Source organism: Raoultella sp. (genome assembly GCF_039594335.1).
In the GTDB taxonomy this organism is placed as follows: Bacteria; Pseudomonadota; Gammaproteobacteria; order Enterobacterales; family Enterobacteriaceae; genus Klebsiella.
Genome location: NZ_JBCNNS010000055.1, coordinates 1 through 18,821, shown reverse-complemented (window position 1 = coordinate 18,821; position 18,821 = coordinate 1). Strand labels below are relative to the sequence as shown.

Below are 18,821 nucleotides of genomic sequence, written 5' to 3'. Positions count from 1 at the left end.
AAACACCTGTTTTTTATTAACCGGTAAACTGGATGAAGTAAACGGGGGGCGATTTGCCCTCCTGGACCGGGAAAGTCGAAGGCAAATGCATGAAAAAAATTCTTATCGCTGTTGTACCCTTTATGCTCGCAGGCTGTAGTTACTATCACCAGTTTGTGGAGCGGATGCAGACCGATACCCTGGAGTATCAGTGCGATCAGAAACCGCTGACCGTGCACATCAACAATACCCGTCAGATAGCCAGCTTTATCTATGACAATCAGCAATTGAATCTGGCGCAGGGGCTTTCGGCATCAGGTGCGCGCTACACTGACGGCGTGTATGTCTTCTGGTCGAAAGGCGACAGCGCCACCGTCTACAAGCGCGATCGCGTTGTGCTGGAAAACTGTCAGCTGCAGACGCCCAAACGTTGAGATTTCTGGCCCGGGGGCGCACAATGACGCCACCCGATGACTATTTTCTCAATTGCCATGTCTGATAACGACGAATTGCAGCAAATCGCGCATCTGCGCCGAGAGTATACCCGTGGCGGCCTGCGCCGCCGCGATCTTCCTGCTGAACCGCTGACTTTGTTTGAGCGTTGGCTCCGACAAGCCTGCGACGCCCGACTGGCTGACCCGACGGCAATGGTCGTCGCGACCGTTGATGAAAACGGTCAACCTTACCAGCGAATTGTCCTGCTCAAGCACTATGACGAAAAAGGGCTGGTGTTTTATACCAACCTCGGCAGTCGTAAAGCCCACCAGATCGAAAACAATCCTCGCGTGAGCCTGCTTTTTCCATGGCACATGCTGGAACGCCAGGTGATGGTCACTGGCCAGGCGGAGCGCCTGTCAACGCTGGAAGTGGTGAAGTATTTCCACAGCCGTCCGCGCGACAGCCAGATCGGCGCCTGGGTCTCCCAACAGTCAACCCGCATCTCTGCCCGCGGTATCCTGGAAAGTAAGTTTCTGGAGCTGAAACAGAAATTCCAGCAAGGCGACGTGCCGCTGCCGAGCTTCTGGGGAGGATTCCGCGTGAGTATTGAGCAGATGGAGTTCTGGCAGGGCGGTGAACACCGCCTGCACGATCGTTTTTTATACCAGCGCGACAATAGCGCGTGGAAAATCGATCGTCTGGCCCCCTAATCCCTGAAATTTGTTGTGTTAAGCGCTGGTGCTGGATGGGCTGGCGCTTTATTCTATAGGCTTCATTTTTCAAGCTAGCTCTTGGTTGGCTGTGACGGCTTATTCTGCTCGTGTGCTTGCATAAGTCTCCGTATTTGCCGCCTTGAGGTAGCTTGAATAATTTTGCATAGCTGTTTTTTTTTCGCGTCTGGCGAAAAGTCGTGTACCGGCAAAGGTACAGTCGTTTATACATGGAGAATTTGATGGCAAGCAGTAACTTGATTAAACAATTGCAAGAGCGGGGGCTGATAGCCCAGGTGACGGATGAGGAAGCGTTAGCAGAGCGACTGGCGCAAGGCCCGATCGCGCTCTATTGCGGCTTCGATCCAACCGCTGACAGCTTGCATTTGGGGCATCTAGTTCCATTGTTATGCCTGAAACGCTTTCAGCAGGCAGGTCATAAGCCTGTGGCACTGGTGGGAGGAGCGACCGGTCTGATTGGTGATCCGAGCTTTAAAGCCGCCGAGCGTAAACTGAACACCGAAGATACCGTGCAGGAGTGGGTGGATAAAATTCGCAAACAGGTCGCGCCGTTCCTCGACTTTGATTGCGGTGACAACTCGGCCATTGCCGCGAATAACTACGACTGGTTTGGTGGCATGAACGTGCTGACCTTCCTGCGTGATATCGGCAAGCACTTCTCCGTAAACCAGATGATCAACAAAGAAGCGGTTAAGCAGCGTCTGAACCGTGACGATCAGGGCATCTCGTTTACCGAGTTCTCCTATAACCTGTTGCAGGGTTACGACTTCGCGTGTCTGAACAAGCTGCATGGCGTGGCGCTGCAGATCGGCGGTTCCGATCAGTGGGGCAATATCACCTCCGGCATCGACCTGACCCGTCGTCTGCACCAGAACCAGGTGTTTGGTCTGACCGTTCCGCTGATCACCAAAGCCGATGGCACCAAGTTCGGTAAGACTGAAGGCGGCGCGGTATGGTTGGATCCGAAGAAAACCAGTCCGTACAAATTCTACCAGTTCTGGATCAACACCGCAGATGCTGACGTGTATCGCTTCCTGAAGTTCTTCACCTTCATGGACATTGCCGAGATCAATGCGCTGGAAGAAGAAGATAAAAACAGCGGTAAGGCCCCGCGCGCGCAGTACGTGCTGGCCGAGCAGGTCACCCGTCTGGTACATGGTGAAGAAGGGCTGGTGGCAGCAAAACGCATTACCGAAAGCCTGTTTAACGGTAACCTGAGCGACCTGAGCGAAGCTGATTTCGAGCAGTTGGCGCAAGATGGTGTGCCGATGATTGAACTGGAAAAAGACGCCGACCTGATGCAGGCGCTGGTGGATTCCGGGCTGCAGCCATCACGCGGCCAGGCGCGTAAGACTATCGCCTCCAATGCGGTCACCATCAACGGTGAAAAACAGTCTGACCCGGAATATGGATTTAATGATGGCGATCGTCTGTTTGGTCGCTACACCTTACTGCGCCGCGGTAAGAAAAATTACTGTCTGGTCTGCTGGAAGTAATTGCGTAAAGGCAGGGGCGTGGGAAACCACGCCCCTTATTTTTTGCTGTCAGGTACTCAAGATGAAGAATATCCTCGCCATCCAGTCCCACGTTGTGTTTGGTCACGCCGGCAATAGTGCCGCAGAGTTTCCGATGCGCCGCCTTGGCGCGAACGTCTGGCCTCTTAATACCGTTCAGTTCTCCAACCACACACAGTACGGGAAATGGACCGGTTGCGTGATGCCGCCTGCGCATCTGACCGAAATCGTTCAGGGGATTGCTGATATTAATCAGCTTCAGCGTTGTGATGCGGTACTGAGTGGTTATCTGGGCTCCGCCGAACAGGGTGAGCATATTCTCGGTATCGTGCGTCAGGTAAAAGCGGCCAATCCAGCGGCGAAATATTTCTGCGATCCGGTGATGGGACACCCGGAGAAAGGCTGCATCGTCGCGCCCGGAGTGGCGGAGTTTCACGTCCGCTACGCGCTGCCGGCGAGCGATATTATTGCCCCCAACCTGATTGAACTGGAAATCCTCTGCGGTCATCCGGTGGCTAACGTAGCGCAAGCTGTCGTAGCCGCGCGTGAGCTGATTGCCCAGGGCCCGCAGGTCGTACTGGTTAAGCATCTTGCCCGCGCCGGATTGAGTATGGACCGGTTCGAAATGCTGCTGGTGACAGCTGATGAAGCCTGGCATATCAGCCGTCCGCTGGTGGATTTTGGCCTGCGTCAGCCGGTTGGCGTCGGCGATGTGACCAGCGGATTACTGCTGGTTAAACTGTTGCAGGGCGCTCTGCTTCGCGATGCGCTGGAACATGTGACTGCTGCGGTGTATGAAATTATGCTGGCCACGAAAAATATGCAGGAGTATGAGCTGCAGGTGGTGGCCGCACAGAATCGTATTGCGCAGCCGGAGCACTACTTTAGCGCTACGCAGCTTTAACTATAGAGAGACAGTTGCCCGGTTTTGCAGCCGGGCAGATGACGCAGCGTGATTAGCACCCTTCTGCCGCCAGCGCCGCGGCCACCGATGGACGAGCGGCCACGCGTTTCATCCAGGCTTCGATATTGCTGTAACCCGTCATATCCAGCTTCACGGCATAAGCCCAGCGCAGTACGGTAAACAGGTAGCCATCAGCGATGGTGAAACGATGCCCGTTCAGCCACTGCTTCTCCTTCAGCGACTCATCAATATAATGCAGCTTCTTCTCCAGTTGCGCGCGCAAAGACGTCTTGTAATCTTCCGGAGTGTCCGGGCGGAACAGTGGCGTAAAGCTCTTATGCAGTTCCGTTGCGACATAGTTCAGCCACTCCAGAGTCTGGTAGCGTGCAACGGTACCCACCGGTGCCAGCAACTGGCGATCCGGCACCTGATCGGCAATGTATTGCATAATGGCGACGCCTTCCGTGAGCAGGATATCGTCGTCAAGTAGCAGCGCCGGAACCTGTCCCTTCGGGTTGATCTGCAGATAATCCTCCCCGTTTTCCAGGAGCTTCTTCTGCAGATCGACGCCTTGTAAGGTGAAGTCCAGTCCGCTTTCGCGCAGGGCGATATGGGATGCAAGGGAACAGGCGCCGGGTTTGTAGAACAGTTTCATCAGTGACTCCTCGTGGCCGCAGTTTTCTGTATGTTAGCCCAGGGGTAAAAAAAAAGCCGCTAACAAAACATTAGCGGCTTAAATTTATTCGTTTTCCCGAAGCGCTTAAGCGGTTGCCATATCGCGAGCTTTGCTGACGGAGTCGTCATCCTGGGTCATGCGGTTCAGTTTCGGTGCGATAGCAAACATCAGCACGGCGATAACTGCGGTAGCAATACCAATCTGCAGGAAGACATGGCCATATACGGCAAGAGACTGCAGCGGGTCGGTCACGTTTTCCGGTACCGCCATCAGGTTGGCGACTTTACCTGCAATGATGGCGGCGCCTGCGGTCGTCAGGAACCAACTGCCCATAATAAAGCCCATCAGACGCTGCGGTACCAACTGTGCCACCATCGCCAGGCCCAGACCGGAAATCATCAACTCACCAATACTCTGTAGCGCGTAGCTCAGAATCAGCCAGTTCACGGAGACGATACCGGCGCCGGTTGCAAATTTGGCGCCCAGCGGCAGAACGAGGAAGGCCAACGAGCAGAGCACCATTCCGATCGCAAACTTGTGCGGCATCGGCAGACGGTCGCCCATCTTGTTATAAATAGCGGCCAGAATTGGGCTGCCGATCATAATCCAGAACGGGTTAAGCGCCTGGAACTGCTCAGGCTGGAAGCTAATGCCCAGAATGGCATGCTCAACGTTACGGATAGCAAAGAAGTTCAGTGACGTCGGCATCTGGCTGTAAAGGACGAAGAAGACGATCGCCTGAACCATCAGAATGAAGGCAACGATCATCTTACGTCGTGCAGCCCCTTTCATCGCAATCGCTTCTTTCGCAAAAATAATTACGATTCCCAGAGCCACTACGCCCAGCACCATACGGGCAATCCCCTGGTTGTGCAGCAGCCAGGTCGCAATCACCACCAGGACGATCACGCCGACGATGGTCGCCAGCAGTTTGCCGAAATGCACCGGGACAAAATCAGGTTTCGAACCGTAGTTTTTCACCCATTTTTTGCAGAACATGAAGTTCACCAGGGTAATCAGCATTCCGACGAAGCTCAGAGAGAAGGCGATGCTCCAGCCAAATTTCGCTGCCAGCCACGGGGTGGCCAGCATAGAGAAGAAGGAACCGATGTTGATGGACATGTAGTACATCGTAAAGGCGCCATCAAGACGCGGGTCATCTTTCTCATAGCAGGTCGAGAGCAGGGAGGACGGGTTAGCCTTAAACAGGCCGTTACCGACGGCGATGGTCGCCATACCCATATAAACGATAGCCGCGTCATGTCCGGAATAAGCCACCAGGGCATAGCCGATAGCGAGGACGATGGTCCCCAGCATAATCACGCGTTTTGTACCGAGCACTTTATCGCCCAGCCAGCCGCCAATAGCCACGAGGCCATAAACCAGTGCACTAAAGGACGAGAAGAGAGTAATAGAATCCGCTTCTGACATACCCAGCTGTTTGACCAGGTAAACGGCCATGATCCCTTGCAGGCCGTAATAACCAAAACGCTCCCATAATTCGATCGAGAAGATCAGATAGAACGATTTCGGTTGTTTGAAAGCGTTCAGACTCACGCTTTCTGCTGGTTTATTGTTTGCAGTTGACACATATACCTCTTTTTTTACAACCCATATTAACGGGGGGTGTTCGGGGCGCAATCTGACAAGACCGCCACCTTTATAGTTATTCTGGAGGGAAAACGGCAAGTAATGTTCACTATCCTGGTCATTCAGGCAAGCGTTTTGTAATACTCCGTTACATATATTTTTGGCGTTATAATACGCCAGTCATTTAAATGTTATGCAGAGTTAAATTTCACCTTTTACATACTGATGATATTTTTATCTGTCGAGACAAGATTGATGTCGCCATGTGGTAACATATTCTGCTATCTGGCGATTTATATAGTGATATTAGCCAAAATAACAAAAAATAATGGTGTATTATTCTGGTAAATGGTGCTTTGATGTTGAAGGGGCTGGTTTTTATTATCATTGTGACAACAAAAATTTTACATTAAGTTGCAAGGATGATCTGGATCACAAATGTATATAAAATTTTTCAACGAAAAAAATGATTAGTCTGAATCAACGTTATATAGATGGTTAATTGTTCTGAAAAGTGCGGGCATAACGGCGTTAAAAGCAGGGGGTAGCGGAAGGAACGGAACCATTACCACAAGCTGGGTAATGGTTTTGTCGGTTATTCGTAGACTTTGTCTTTAAATTCGCACAGGTCTTCAATCAGGCACGAACCGCAGCGAGGTTTGCGCGCAATACAGGTATAGCGGCCGTGAAGAATTAGCCAGTGGTGACAGTCGACTTTAAATTCGGCAGGAACTACCTTTAACAGCTTTTCCTCCACTTGTTCAACGTTCTTCCCGGGGGCAAATTGTGTCCGATTGCAAACGCGAAAAATATGCGTATCCACAGCAATGGTCGGCCAGCCGAAAGCGGTATTCAGTACCACGTTGGCGGTCTTACGTCCCACGCCGGGAAGTGCTTCCAGCGCCGTTCTGTCCTCCGGAACCTCGCCATTATGCTGCTCAAGCAGGATCCGGCAGGTTTTAATGACATTTTCAGCTTTGCTGTTAAACAACCCGATGGTCTTGATATACGATTTAACGCCATCAACGCCCAGGGCCAGCATGGCTGCCGGCGTATTCGCCACGGGATACAGCTTTGCAGTGGCTTTATTCACGCTGACGTCGGTCGCCTGCGCCGAGAGGAGTACGGCTATCAGTAATTCGAACGGTGAGCTGAAATTCAGTTCCGTTGTGGGATGCGGGTCGTTATCCCGCAGCCGGGTCAGTATTTCCAGGCGTTTGCTCTTATTCATCCGAGACTTTCCCTGTGAGCGTCAGCTGGCGCCGCCTGGCTCACTTCAGCGGCTTTTGCTTTACGCTGTTTGGTTCGTTCATCAATCAGGTATTTGACCGCCAGCATCATCCCTAAACCGATAAAGGCGCCCGGCGGCAGCATTGCCAGCAAGAACGGCGTATCGGTATGGAACACCTCGATCCGCAGCGCTTTCGCCCAGTTGCCCAGCAGACTATCGGCACCATCAAACAGCGTCCCGTTACCGAGGATTTCTCGCAGCGAGCCGAGGACAAACATCGCGCAGGTCGCCCCCATGCCAATAGTGAAACCGTCCAGCGCCGACAGTGCCGGCCCCTTTTTGGCTGCGAACGCCTCTGCACGACCAACCACGATGCAGTTGGTCACAATCAGCGGAATAAAAATCCCCAGAGACTGATACAGACCAAATGCGTAGGCGTTAATCAGCATCTGCACGACGCTGACGACCGAAGCGATGATCATGACATAAATTGGTATGCGAATTTCAGCCGGTGTCCAGCGGCGCAGGCTGGAAATGGTCAGGTTGGTCAGCGTCAGTACCAGGGTCGTCGCCAGTCCAAGCCCTAACGCATTAGTGGCGGTTGAGGTCACGGCGAGCAGGGGGCACATACCTAACAGTTGCACCAGTGCGGAGTTGTTTTTCCACAACCCCTGAACAATAACGTCTTTGACTTCGCTCATGGCTTACTCTCCGCAGGACGTGAGTTCGGGGATCTGTACGGGCAGCGTTTGCGCATACAGACCGGCACGCTTAACGGCGTTGACCACCGCGCGTGGGGTAATAGTGGCACCGGTGAACTGATCGAAATCACCGCCGTCTTTTTTCACAGCAAAGTGGCTGTCGCCGGGGCCATGAATAACGTTGCCCGCAAAATGGGTTATCCAGTCCGACAGGCGGAGTTCAATTTTATCCCCAAGGCCGGGCGTCTCATGATGCTCCGTCACGCGGGTGCCAAGTACAGTGCCTTTGAAGTCGGCGGCAACCAACAACTGAATCGCACCGGAGTAACCATCGGGCGCCGTCGCTTCCATCACCGCTCCGACCGGAACGTCGTTATCTTTGGCAATCCAGATCTTATGTTGCCCTTTACCGAGCGGTGGCGCCGTGACCAGATAGCAGCTCTGTAGCAAATTGTTATTATAACGGTCCGCAGGCAATACCTGATTGAACAACGCTTTTTGCTGCGTCGCCGCCTGCTCAGCAATCGTCGATTTCGTCAGCTCATTGATGGCTGCCGTTAACCCGGTTGAGCCGGCGGCAAAGAGCGCCAACGTGATGCCGTGTTTGCGCATGCTTTTTAACATCATCGGTCCTCAGCGGTGGCCATAGACGCGCGGGCGCGTGTAGTAATCGATCAACGGAACGGTAATGTTCGCCAGCAGTACGGCAAAAGCCACACCGTCAGGATAACCGCCGAAGCTGCGGATGAGCCATACCAGCAAACCTGCGAGGGCACCGAAAATCAGGCGGCCGCGGTTGGTGGTGGAGGCGGTGACCGGATCCGTTAAAATAAAGAATGCGCCGAGCATGGTCGCGCCGGAAAGCAGATGAATCTGCGGGGCGGCGAAGCTCTGGGGGGAAAACAACCAGCCCAGGGTGGCGCAAAGAGTCAGACTAAGCAGGAAGCTCAGTGGAATATGCCAGCGAATAGTCTTCTGCCAGAGTAAAAACAGACCACCGACCAGATAGGCGATATTGACCCACTGCCAGCCAAGACCGGCCAACATGCCGCCATAGATCGGGTATTGCAGAATTTCCTTCACCCCATGACCGGCATGCAGCGAGGTTTTGAACGTATCCAGCGGTGTGGCCTGGCTGATGCCATCGATCCCCATACGCAGAGCGTTCATATCGCTACCACTGGCGGTGCGGCCGCTAAAAATAACCTGCAGGGCATCGGTGAAGCCCGGAACGGTGGCGGCAATCTCATGTGGCGGCACCCAGGAGGTCATCTGCACCGGGAATGAGATCAGCAGCACGACATAACCAATCATCGCCGGGTTAAACGGGTTGTGGCCTAGCCCCCCATACAGCTGCTTGGCAATGATAACGGCAAACGCGGTACCCAAAACGACCATCCACCAGGGCGCCAGCGGCGGAATACTGATCGCCAGTAGTAAACCGGTCAGCAGCGCCGAGTTATCGGCAAGAGTGGTAGCAATATTCTGTTTACGCAACTTAAGGACGGCGGCTTCCGTCGCCCATGCCGTGAGGGAGGCAAGGACGATCTGCATCACGGTACCCCAGCCAAAGAACCAGGTCTGAACCGCGATTCCGGGGACGGCAGCGAGCAGAACCAGTAGCATAATCCGTGAGGTCTGACGCTGGTTGTGGGTATAAGGAGAGCTTGCGATTCTGAAAACCATTTATTCCTCGTTAACTGTCTGCCGGGATGCTTTCCTGGCCTGAACGCGGGCAATTGCATCGGCGACTGCGGCTTTGCGCAGGTCGGCGGCTTCGGTGGTGGGCTGGGGGTCAGCGGACACGTCAGCTTGCTGTCCGGCTTTGCGGGCCCTGGCGCGGACGATAGCCGCTTCAACCGCCGCTTTACGCGGGTCGACGTCTTCGGCGACAGGTTGGGGATCAGCGGGCGCGGCAGCCTGCTGTTCGGCCTTGCGGGCCCTGGCGCGGGCGATGGCCGCTTCAACCGCCGCTTTACGCGGGTCGACGGCTTCGGCGACAGGTTGGGGATCCGCGGGCGCATCAGCCTGCTGTTCGGCCTTGCGGGCCCTGGCGCGGGCGATAGCCGCTTCAACCGCCGCTTTACGCGGGTCGGCTGCCTCGCTGGCGGGCTGTCCCGTTTGCTGATCCTGCTGCGCCAGCTTGCGGGCGCGGGCCTCGGCCTTACGGGCTTCGCGCGCGGCGATGGCCTCACTGTTATCCGGTTTCGCACCGGCTTGCACAACGATCGGCTGGGCAGCATCGCGTTGTTTTTCACGAACCCGGGCCAGCGCGGCGTTAATTGCGGCGTGATCTGTTGCGGCAGGTTGAACCGCGGACTGTTTGTGGCGTTCCAGACGAGCGGCTTTGTCCCGCTCCAGGCGAGCCTGACGGGCTTCAAAGCGGGCTTTGGCTTCCGCCGCGCGCTTTTCTTCCTGACGGATGGCCGTAATCTCAGCCTTTTCCTGACGGAAATATTGCACCAGCGGAATATTACTCGGGCAGACCCAGGCGCAGGCGCCACATTCGATGCAGTCGGCCAGATTATGCGCGGTGGCTTTATCGTGCTGCTGGCCTTTGCTGAACCAGTACAGCTGCTGCGGCAGCAGATCGGCCGGACAAGCATCCGCACAGGCGCTGCAGCGAATACAGCCTTTTTCTTCCTCGGCTTCGCCTATTTCGCTTACCGATGGCGCCAGCAGGCAGTTGGTGATTTTGACCACCGGCACGTCAAGCCACGGCAGGGTGAATCCCATCAGCGGGCCGCCCATAATGACCATCTGTTCGGCACTCGGGCAGAAGCCGGCATCTTCCAGCAGATGGCGAACCGGTGTTCCCAGTCGCGCCCACACATTGCCCGGACGAGTAACCGCTTCGCCGGTGAGCGTCACAACGCGCTCGGTCAGCGGTTCTCCGTCGATCACCGCGCGTTTAACCGCATAGGCGGTCCCGACGTTTTGCATCAGGACGCCAATGTCCGACGAACGCCCGCCGTGAGGAACCTGCTTACCGGTGAGGATCTGCGTTAACTGCTTCGCGCCACCAGACGGGTACTTGGTGGGGATCACCCGAAGTTCGATACCGTGTGCATCGGCAAGGACGGCCCGCATCATTGAGATAGCCTGCGGTTTATTATCCTCAATACCGATCAGCACCTGACGCGGCTGTAAAATGTGGGCCAGGATGCGGATACCGGTGATAATTTGCGCAGCGCAATCCTGCATCAGGCGATCGTCGGCGGTAATATAGGGTTCGCATTCAGCGGCGTTAATAATCAGGGTTTCAATTTTGTCGCCGCCGCCGCGTAATTTGCTGCCGGTCGGGAATCCCGCACCGCCCAACCCGGCCACGCCGAACTGGTGAATACGCTCGATGAGCGCTTCACGGGATTTGTTTGCATAATCACTCCAGCCGTCACGCTCAATCCATCGGTCTTCGCCGTCGGCATCGATAATGACGCTCATCTCGGCGAGGGCGGAGGGGTGAGCGGTTGAGTGCGGCGCGATGGCGCTGACGGTACCGGAAGTCGGGGCATGAACCGGCAACATTCGTCCCCAGCCGCGGGTCAGCGGCTGACCGCGCAGTACGCGATCGCCAGGCTGTACGCAGAGCTCACCCTCAGCGCCGATGTGCTGTTTTAGCGGGATCACAAACTGCTGCGGTAGGGAAACCTGGCGCAGCGGCGTACCGTTAGACTGGTTTTTCATTTCAGGCGGGTGAATACCGCCGTTGAAGTCCCAGACTTTATCTTTTCTGAAAGCGGAAAATAGCTTAAACATGTTGTTCCACAGGAATATTGCGTACCGGAATAGCGTGCAGGTCCCACTTCCAGTTTTCAGTGGTCGTCGCGACAGGAACCATTTCTATACATTGCGTCGGGCAGGGCGCGACGCAAAGGTTACAGCCGGTACAAAGGTCGCTCATCACGGTGTGCATTGCGCGAGTGGCACCGACAATTGCATCAACCGGGCAGGCCTGGATACACTTTGTGCACCCGATACAGTTATTTTCGTCAATGATTGCAAGCATGCGCGCAGGTTCGAGTTCTTGCTCATCACCATCGATTGGCTGCGGGTCGACGTTCAGCAAGGCGGCAATTTTTAGCATCACCGCTTCGCCGCCAGGGGCGCAGCGGTTGATTTTCTCACCCTGAGCGCCGACGGCCTCGGCGTAGGGACGACAGCCGGGGTAGCCGCACTGTCCACACTGACTCTGCGGAAGAAGCTCATCGATTTTTTCAACGACGGGATCATCTTCCACTTCAAACCGACGAGAGGCGTACCCCAGAATCACGCCAAAAATGAGCCCTAACAGGCTAATGGCGATCACGGCTATCCAGACTGCACTCATATTACAACTTCACCAAACCACTAAAGCCCATAAATGCCAGAGACATTAAACCCGCAGTCACCAGGGCAATGGCATTACCGCGAAACGGCGCAGGCACATCTGCAACCACCAGACGTTCGCGAATAGCGGCGAACAGAACCATCACCAGCGAGAAACCGACCGCGGCGGCAAAGCCGTAGATCGCGGACTGTAAGAAGTTATGCCCGAGGTTTATATTCAACAACGCGACGCCGAGCACCGCACAGTTGGTGGTGATCAACGGTAAGAAAATACCCAGCAGTCGATACAGGGCAGGGCTGGTTTTACGCACTACCATCTCGGTAAATTGTACCACCACCGCGATAACCAGAATAAAAGCCAGCGTACGCAGATAGATCAGGTTTAGCGGGATAAGAATCCAGGTATCAATCAGCCAGGCGCAAATCGAGGCGAGGGTCATCACAAACGTGGTGGCCAGCCCCATCCCCATTGCGGTTTCCAGTTTTTTGGAAACCCCCATAAACGGGCACAGTCCAAGAAACTTCACCAGCACGAAGTTGTTCACAAGGACAGTACCAATAAAGAGCAGTAAATAATCAGCCATCAACTCGACCTGAAAACAGAAAAAGCCGCCTATTATCGAATAAATCGATACCGGCGACAACAGGTTAACTGTGGGGTTATTACGAATTCACGAAGGTTCGCTTAACCCGTGCGGAACGTTTGAAATAGGGGACTAACAGCGCCGCAGCGAGCAGCGGGAACAGCAACTGGCGTAGGGCAATCACATCTGAAATCGGTGAAAAAGCAAAAGCCTTTATCGCTAACAGTAGAGAGATGAGCAGCCAGATAATATAGTGCTTCGGTACGATGCTCCGCCGTTTGAAAAAAGCAATGGTTAGCCACAGGGTATAGTACCACATGGCGAGGGCAAACAGCAGCGATCCTACCCAAAGCAGCAGGTGCCCTGTGCTCATCTCGGCCAGCAGGGCGTAGGTCCGGGAGGCCATTAGCGCATTCGCGAATATCAACAGCGACAACGACGTGCTAAGCAGTGCAACCAGTAGCCATGCCAGCGGTGCCAGCAGCCACCCGCCGATACGTTCTGCAGAGTGAGAAGACATGATTTCTCCCGGATTCCATCAAATGAAGAGCGGGAGTATAAGCAACTGGCATGGTTGAGAACAGTTTTTATTGCACGTAACGCCAGACGGACTTTGGAACCTGCCCGATATCGAACAATTTGCCACCAGAAACCAGTTCTGCCCGACGGTGATCCGCGGCACGATACATGTTGACGATTTCCGCTGTGTCGGTGAGAGAATAGTTAAGATGGTCAAAAAGTTTTTCAAGACTTTCAAGGGAACTGATTTTACGAAATTTTAATAAGTAGTCCTGGACGGTCATTTGCGTTTCCATTTTATAATCGGAATAAAAGTCGAATATTACCAACTGTTAGTAAACCAGCTTTCAACAAACAGTGCCTTCTTAACGGGCCTGATGAAATTATTTAGATTGTAAATACTAAAGACAAGAACTGATTTCGTTCCTGGGGTAGTCAAAAGAAATTTAAGAATATTCCAGAGCTGAATCAGGCGCCGGGCGGCGCCTGGAAGAGAAGATTAACGCTGTTTGCCCCGGCTGGCAATCACGTTTTGATACCAAAAAAAGCTCTTTTTACGTTTGCGGGCGAGCGCTTGCTGATGATCGACATACACAAAACCATATTGTTTCTGGTAGCCGTTCAGCCAGCTCAGAAGATCAATAAAGGACCAGGGATAATAACCGCGAACATCGGCGCCGGATTCGAGGGCTTTTTCCAGTGCATTAATATGGCTGCTAAGATAGTCGATGCGCGGATCATCGACGATTTCGCCATCAATAATCGGATCTTTGGCACCTAAACCATTTTCGGTGATGTAAATGGGAATATCGCCGTAGCGTTCTTTGATCATCATTATGCCGTCGGTTAACCCCTGTGGCCAAATCTCCCAGCCCCATTCGGTATAAGTGCTCTGCGGGTTACGCACGAAATAGAACAGACCTTCGACGCCCGGTTCGCCACCGCTAAGTCCCTCCTGAGGACTGGCGGAGACGGTTTCACGGCGATAATAGTTAAGGCCAATAAAATCGCAGCGGCTGTCACGTAGCAGCGCATCATCGCCGGGAGCAAACTGCGGGACACCCCACAGCGCCTGGGCCTGCTGGAAAAGCGACTCCGGATAATGGCCTTTTAACACTGGATCATATAGCCAGTGCGTGTGAATGGCGTCCGCCATGTCGGTGGCCTGGCGATCTTCGGGGCTGTCGGTGAGTGGTGTATGCGGCTGCAATACGTTGACGAAACCGATCTCGCCTTTGATACCACTTTCGCGAAACTGTTTAACCGCCATCGCATGAGCAATAAAGACGTGGTGGCAGGCCTGGATGGCTCGTGCCGGATCGCGCACGGCCGGCGGATGGCAGCCATTAATGTAGCCGTGTCCGATGAACACAATGGTTTCATTGAAGGTTGCCCACAACTTTACCCTGGAACCGTAACGTTCGTAACACAGGCGGGCATAGTCGGCGAACGCCTCGGCGGTGCTTCGCGCTTCCCAGCCTCCTTCATCCTGTAACGCCTGCGGCAGATCCCAGTGATAGAGCGTAATCATCGGCTCGATATTGTGGGCCAGCAGCGCATCGATCAAATCGCTATAAAACTGGACGCCCGCTTCATTAATGTCGCCGCGTCCCTGGGGTAACAGTCGGGGCCAGGAGATAGAGAACCGGTAGCTTTGCAGACCCATTTCAGCCATCAGGGCTACATCTTCGCGAAAGCGATGATAGTGATCGACAGCGACGTCACCATTGGTGTTTTCGAATGTTGTGCCGGGCTGGTGGGCGTAAATATCCCAGATTGACGGGCCTTTCCCGTCGGCATCGTGACCACCTTCAACCTGATAGGCTGCGGTGGCGGCGCCCCAAAGAAAATGTTGTGGAAAAGCGGCCATAAAAAACTCCTTATCGAATGATAAAGAGAGTGTAGTGAATGTGTTGACAAACGTGCAACCGGTTTCTGAAACCGGTTGCACACTTGCGAAGTGGGTCACTTTTTAGCGTCAGTAGAGGCTGACAGCTAACGGCTAATGGGACAGGCTGGTCGTTTGTACAGCATTAGCTGGAGGCGGAGATTGGTAGTTATCAATGTGGTGAGCGATAACCAAAAGCAGGGCAGAAACGCCGAAGACTACCCAACCGATAAGTTCTACAATTCTGTTAAAAATGTTTGCCATAATCCTGAAATTGAAGGTTAAAACAGGGGCAAATGTTACTAAATATCGAGAGTAAAGCAAAGACTACCGGAATAGTATTGTGACGACTGTTGTAAAGGTGACCTGCTTGCGAAGCATTAGAAAAGCTAATAAATCCATTGAGGCTTATAGTTATCAGAAGGCACAAATCCGCGAATGAGAGGGCAGCAAGATGAGTGACACTATCCGGGTGGGGATTATTGGCTACGGATATGCGAGTAAAACATTCCATGCGCCGTTAATCAGCGGTACGCCAGGAATGACGCTGGTCGCGGTGTCCAGTCGCGATGAAAGAAAAGTGCAGGCCGACTGGCCCATGGTGAGCGTGGTCGCCGATCCCGCGGGCTTACTGAGCAACCCTGATATTGATTTGATCATCATTGCGACGCCAAACGATACCCATTTCCCGCTGGCGAAAGCGGCGCTGGAAGCGGGCAAACATGTTGTGGTCGATAAACCTTTTACCGTGACACTGTCACAGGCCAGGGGACTGGAGGCCGTTGCCCGGCGCTGTGGCAGACTGCTTTCCGTTTTTCATAACCGCCGCTGGGATAGTGACTTTCTGACGCTTAAATCACTGATTAACGAAGGGTTGCTGGGCGAGGTGTGCTACTTTGAATCGCACTTCGATCGCTATCGTCCAGAGGTTCGTCACCGCTGGCGCGAACAGAGCGGTCCGGGAAGCGGAATCTGGTACGATCTGGGGCCGCATCTTCTTGATCAGGCCGTCAATTTGTTTGGCCTGCCGGTGAGTATTACCGTTGATTTGGCGCAGTTGCGCCCTGGCGCCCAGGCTACCGACTATTTTCACGCCGTGCTGGCTTACCCCCTGCGCCGGGTGGTGCTGCACGGTACGTTGCTGGCGGCGGCAGAAACCGCGCGGTATATCGTCCACGGTTCCCGGGCAAGCTATGTCAAATATGGACTGGATCCGCAAGAGGAGCGGCTGAAGAATGGCGAGCGGTTGCCGCAGGAAGACTGGGGATACGATATGCGTGACGGGGTGCTGACGCGGATTGAAGGGGACGCGCGCGCGACGGAAAACTGGCTGACTCTACCGGGTAACTACCCGGCTTACTATGCCGCCATTCGCGATACCCTGAACGGAAGCGGCGAAAATCCACTGCCAGCCAGCCAGGCGATTCAGATTATGGAGTTGATTGAGCTCGGTCTGGAATCGGCGAAACATCGCGCTACCTTGAGTCTTATCTAAAGCCTCAGCCCGGCAGCGCGGCCACCGGGCTGAGGGTCAGGCCTGCTGAACGCGCTTAATCAACGCCGCTTTTTCCTGATTGCTGAGAAACGCCAGCTCCAGACCATTGATTTGCGCCTGGCGAATCTGTTCGCGACTCAGGCCGGCTGCCGGTGCGGCAACGGTATATTCGTGAATGATGTCGATACCTTGTACCGCCGGGTCGTCAGTATTAATGGATGCCAGAACACCGTGTTCAAGGAACGTTTTGAGCGGATGCTCAGCCAGCGAGGCTACGGTGCTGGTCTGGATATTGGAGGTCAGGCAGGACTCAATGCCGATCCGCTGCTGCACAAGGTAATCCATCAGTGCCGGATCCTGGACCGCTTTTACGCCATGCCCGATACGCTCTGCTCCCAACTCCCGGATAGCCTGCCAGATGCTTTCCGCCCCTGCTGCTTCGCCAGCGTGCACGGTAATATGCCAGCCGGCATCGCGAGCGAGCGTAAAGTGTTCCATAAACAGATGGCCCGGGAAGCCGAGTTCATCGCCCGCCAGATCCAGCGCGGTAATCCCGTCGCGGTGGGCAAGCAGCGCGTCCAGTTCCTGCTGGCAGGCCGCTTCGCCAAACGTCCGGCTCAAAATACCGATCAGGCGAGTTTCGACGTTAAAATCACGGCTGCCTTCACGCACGCCGGCAATCACTGCCTCAACCACGCCGTCGACCGGCAACTGGTGGGCCATGGCCATATAACGCGGCGAAAAACGCAGCTCAACGTAGTGCAGGCCATTGCGCGCCGCATCCTCGACGTTTTCATAAGCAACGCGACGACAGGCTTCCAGCGAGGCGAGAACCTTTACTCCCCAGTCCAGCTTAGCGAGGAAGCTGACCAGATCGGGTTCATTACGGGTGACCTGTACATGCGGGATCAGCGCGTCGAGCGAAGTGGCAGGAAGAGGGATATTGAACTGGCGGCCAAGATCGAGAATGGTTTGGGCACGAATATTGCCGTCCAGGTGGCGGTGAATGTCGGTTAATGGCAAAGTTAAATCAATCATGGTCGCACTCATTTTTTCGTTAAAGTGCACGTCATTATACAACATGCATATAACTATTTGAAGGTATTGAAAAATCCAGTCAATACAAACATCTGGGGGCATCATGGGGCGCTCGCGTCATTTTTTCACTCAGCAGTGCGAGCTCCTTCCGCTCATTTACACCCATTCGTTTAGAATAAATGTCGTAGACCATTTTCGCGTTTCATGTCTCCTCTGCGAGGCAATGAAGGACGGCTTAGCCCCGGCTGATAAGGCCCGGCATGCAAAAATACGGCGGGGCTGTCAGCGCATTCCCGCAAAGCCTGACAAAGCAGCAAGGAAAAGATAAAATTTTTCCGCTCTTTAATGGAATGAGGGAAACGACATGAAAAAGAAACTAATGATTGCTGCTTTGTCCCTGTTATCTTTTACGGTCAGCGCGGAAGGCAATCCTTACCTTTTTGATTTTATACAAAACAAGGACACAGGAAGGGCGTATAAGAGCCTTATTGCTAAACGCAATCTTCCATCCTGGGTAAAAGATGGGGGGACGAGCACTCCGGCAAATGAAATAACCATCGATGGGCGCAAATACCTTGCCTTATCCGGCTGTAAACCGCACAACTGCCCGGCGCAATCAATAGCCGTCCTTTATTCTTTGGATAAAGGAGATATCCACGGTGTTTTTTCTGAATATGATCCTGCATCTGAACAACAAAAACTTACCTGGTTGAACCTTGACCCGACAGGTTCTGATGTGATGAGAAATATTTTATTCGCGCGGTTGAATGGGGATGTAGCAAACTGAGTATTAATATGCTTTAAGCCGTCTGCGGACGGCTTTTGTTGCCATCCCTAATCCCTTCCCAGGGAGATTCATCGTAATGACACACATCTTGCGACATACTGATTATGTCCTCAGCATCATCACGCTATATTTGGCAGAACAGACAAGGGGGGGAGTTGTTTGGTCTCAGATCGTATGGGGTGAACCTTATCAAAGCCGGTTTATCATGCCCAGAAATGGTATGCTCAAACGACCATCCCTTGCCTGACAATCATTTAAAATGAAAGTGATTCACCTCGACTGCGTATATCAATCAACGAACGACAAGACTCTGGCGACCTGGCGAGAAAACAAGGGGATCGGTAACATTCGCGATACGCCGGACTATGACCCAACAAAGCTAGCGCTGGCGACGGGCATACAGCCTACAATGCCGTC

At 53.8% G+C, this 18,821-nt stretch carries 20 protein-coding genes; 6 read left to right on the top strand and 14 right to left on the bottom strand.

Annotated elements, in window-relative coordinates; all coding sequences use genetic code 11:
* Positions 1–89: 89 nt before the first annotated feature.
* From mliC to pdxY, 4 genes are all read left to right on the top strand, one after another.
* Positions 90–413 carry a C-type lysozyme inhibitor gene (gene mliC, locus ACZAHD_RS11825; RefSeq protein WP_462456942.1) on the top strand — a complete coding sequence of 108 codons (324 nt, stop codon included), beginning with the start codon at positions 90–92 and terminating at the stop codon, positions 411–413.
* Between the two features lie 57 nt (positions 414–470).
* Positions 471–1,127 (top strand): pyridoxamine 5'-phosphate oxidase, encoded by a 657-nt coding sequence (gene pdxH / locus ACZAHD_RS11820; protein WP_462456952.1) that lies wholly within the window; start codon positions 471–473, stop codon positions 1,125–1,127.
* A gap of 242 nt (positions 1,128–1,369) precedes the next feature.
* Positions 1,370–2,644, top strand: coding sequence for a tyrosine--tRNA ligase (tyrS, locus tag ACZAHD_RS11815; protein WP_462456941.1), 1,275 nt, complete (start codon positions 1,370–1,372; stop codon positions 2,642–2,644).
* 61 nt (positions 2,645–2,705) lie between these two features.
* On the top strand, positions 2,706–3,566 hold the full coding sequence (gene pdxY / locus ACZAHD_RS11810) for a pyridoxal kinase PdxY (RefSeq protein ID WP_462456940.1): 861 nt from the start codon (positions 2,706–2,708) through the stop codon (positions 3,564–3,566).
* Positions 3,567–3,618: 52 nt separating this feature from the next.
* Here pdxY and gstA read toward each other — a convergent pair whose 3' ends face one another.
* The 13 genes from gstA to blr form a co-directional block, all read right to left on the bottom strand.
* Positions 3,619–4,221, bottom strand: a complete 603-nt coding sequence (gene gstA, locus ACZAHD_RS11805; RefSeq protein ID WP_462456939.1) for a glutathione transferase GstA — start codon at positions 4,219–4,221, stop codon at positions 3,619–3,621.
* A gap of 105 nt (positions 4,222–4,326) precedes the next feature.
* Positions 4,327–5,832, bottom strand: coding sequence for a dipeptide/tripeptide permease DtpA (gene dtpA, locus ACZAHD_RS11800; RefSeq protein WP_462456938.1), 1,506 nt, complete (start codon positions 5,830–5,832; stop codon positions 4,327–4,329).
* A gap of 595 nt (positions 5,833–6,427) precedes the next feature.
* Complete coding sequence (nth, locus tag ACZAHD_RS11795) at positions 6,428–7,063, bottom strand: endonuclease III (RefSeq protein WP_462456937.1); 636 nt, start codon at positions 7,061–7,063, stop codon at positions 6,428–6,430.
* Positions 7,060–7,764: an electron transport complex subunit E gene (locus tag ACZAHD_RS11790; RefSeq protein ID WP_462456936.1), complete on the bottom strand. Its 705-nt coding sequence runs from the start codon at positions 7,762–7,764 to the stop codon at positions 7,060–7,062. The genes nth and ACZAHD_RS11790 overlap by 4 nt, the downstream gene beginning before the upstream one ends.
* A gap of 3 nt (positions 7,765–7,767) precedes the next feature.
* Positions 7,768–8,388: an electron transport complex subunit RsxG gene (rsxG, locus tag ACZAHD_RS11785; protein ID WP_462456951.1), complete on the bottom strand. Its 621-nt coding sequence runs from the start codon at positions 8,386–8,388 to the stop codon at positions 7,768–7,770.
* Between the two features lie 9 nt (positions 8,389–8,397).
* The gene (rsxD, locus tag ACZAHD_RS11780; RefSeq protein WP_462456935.1) at positions 8,398–9,450 is read right to left on the bottom strand and encodes an electron transport complex subunit RsxD; all 1,053 of its coding nucleotides are present in this window, start codon (positions 9,448–9,450) and stop codon (positions 8,398–8,400) included.
* Positions 9,451–11,523, bottom strand: a complete 2,073-nt coding sequence (gene rsxC, locus ACZAHD_RS11775) for an electron transport complex subunit RsxC (RefSeq protein WP_462456934.1) — start codon at positions 11,521–11,523, stop codon at positions 9,451–9,453. It abuts the gene before it with no gap.
* Entirely contained in the window at positions 11,516–12,094 is a 579-nt protein-coding gene (gene rsxB / locus ACZAHD_RS11770; protein WP_462456933.1) for an electron transport complex subunit RsxB, read from the bottom strand. The genes rsxC and rsxB overlap by 8 nt, the downstream gene beginning before the upstream one ends.
* 1 nt (position 12,095) lies before the next feature.
* The gene (gene rsxA, locus ACZAHD_RS11765) at positions 12,096–12,677 is read right to left on the bottom strand and encodes an electron transport complex subunit RsxA (RefSeq protein ID WP_462456932.1); all 582 of its coding nucleotides are present in this window, start codon (positions 12,675–12,677) and stop codon (positions 12,096–12,098) included.
* A 79-nt stretch (positions 12,678–12,756) separates the two neighbouring features.
* The gene (locus ACZAHD_RS11760) at positions 12,757–13,197 is read right to left on the bottom strand and encodes a DUF2569 domain-containing protein (RefSeq protein ID WP_462456931.1); all 441 of its coding nucleotides are present in this window, start codon (positions 13,195–13,197) and stop codon (positions 12,757–12,759) included.
* A 67-nt stretch (positions 13,198–13,264) separates the two neighbouring features.
* Positions 13,265–13,480 (bottom strand): transcription modulator YdgT, encoded by a 216-nt coding sequence (ydgT, locus tag ACZAHD_RS11755; protein ID WP_100683685.1) that lies wholly within the window; start codon positions 13,478–13,480, stop codon positions 13,265–13,267.
* Positions 13,481–13,695: 215 nt separating this feature from the next.
* On the bottom strand, positions 13,696–15,066 hold the full coding sequence (locus tag ACZAHD_RS11750; protein WP_462456930.1) for a GH1 family beta-glucosidase: 1,371 nt from the start codon (positions 15,064–15,066) through the stop codon (positions 13,696–13,698).
* 132 nt (positions 15,067–15,198) lie between these two features.
* A complete protein-coding gene (gene blr, locus ACZAHD_RS11745; protein ID WP_462456929.1) occupies positions 15,199–15,348 on the bottom strand; it encodes a division septum protein Blr in 150 nt (49 codons plus the stop codon).
* Positions 15,349–15,538: 190 nt separating this feature from the next.
* Between blr and ACZAHD_RS11740 the strand changes: the two genes are divergently transcribed.
* Positions 15,539–16,579, top strand: coding sequence for an oxidoreductase (locus ACZAHD_RS11740; RefSeq protein ID WP_462456928.1), 1,041 nt, complete (start codon positions 15,539–15,541; stop codon positions 16,577–16,579).
* Between the two features lie 36 nt (positions 16,580–16,615).
* Here the strand turns inward: ACZAHD_RS11740 and add are convergent, their stop codons facing one another.
* A complete protein-coding gene (gene add, locus ACZAHD_RS11735) occupies positions 16,616–17,617 on the bottom strand; it encodes an adenosine deaminase (RefSeq protein ID WP_462456927.1) in 1,002 nt (333 codons plus the stop codon).
* Positions 17,618–17,981: 364 nt separating this feature from the next.
* Between add and ACZAHD_RS11730 the strand changes: the two genes are divergently transcribed.
* Positions 17,982–18,404, top strand: a complete 423-nt coding sequence (locus ACZAHD_RS11730) for an Ivy family c-type lysozyme inhibitor (protein ID WP_462456926.1) — start codon at positions 17,982–17,984, stop codon at positions 18,402–18,404.
* The last annotated feature ends 417 nt before the right edge of the window (positions 18,405–18,821 follow it).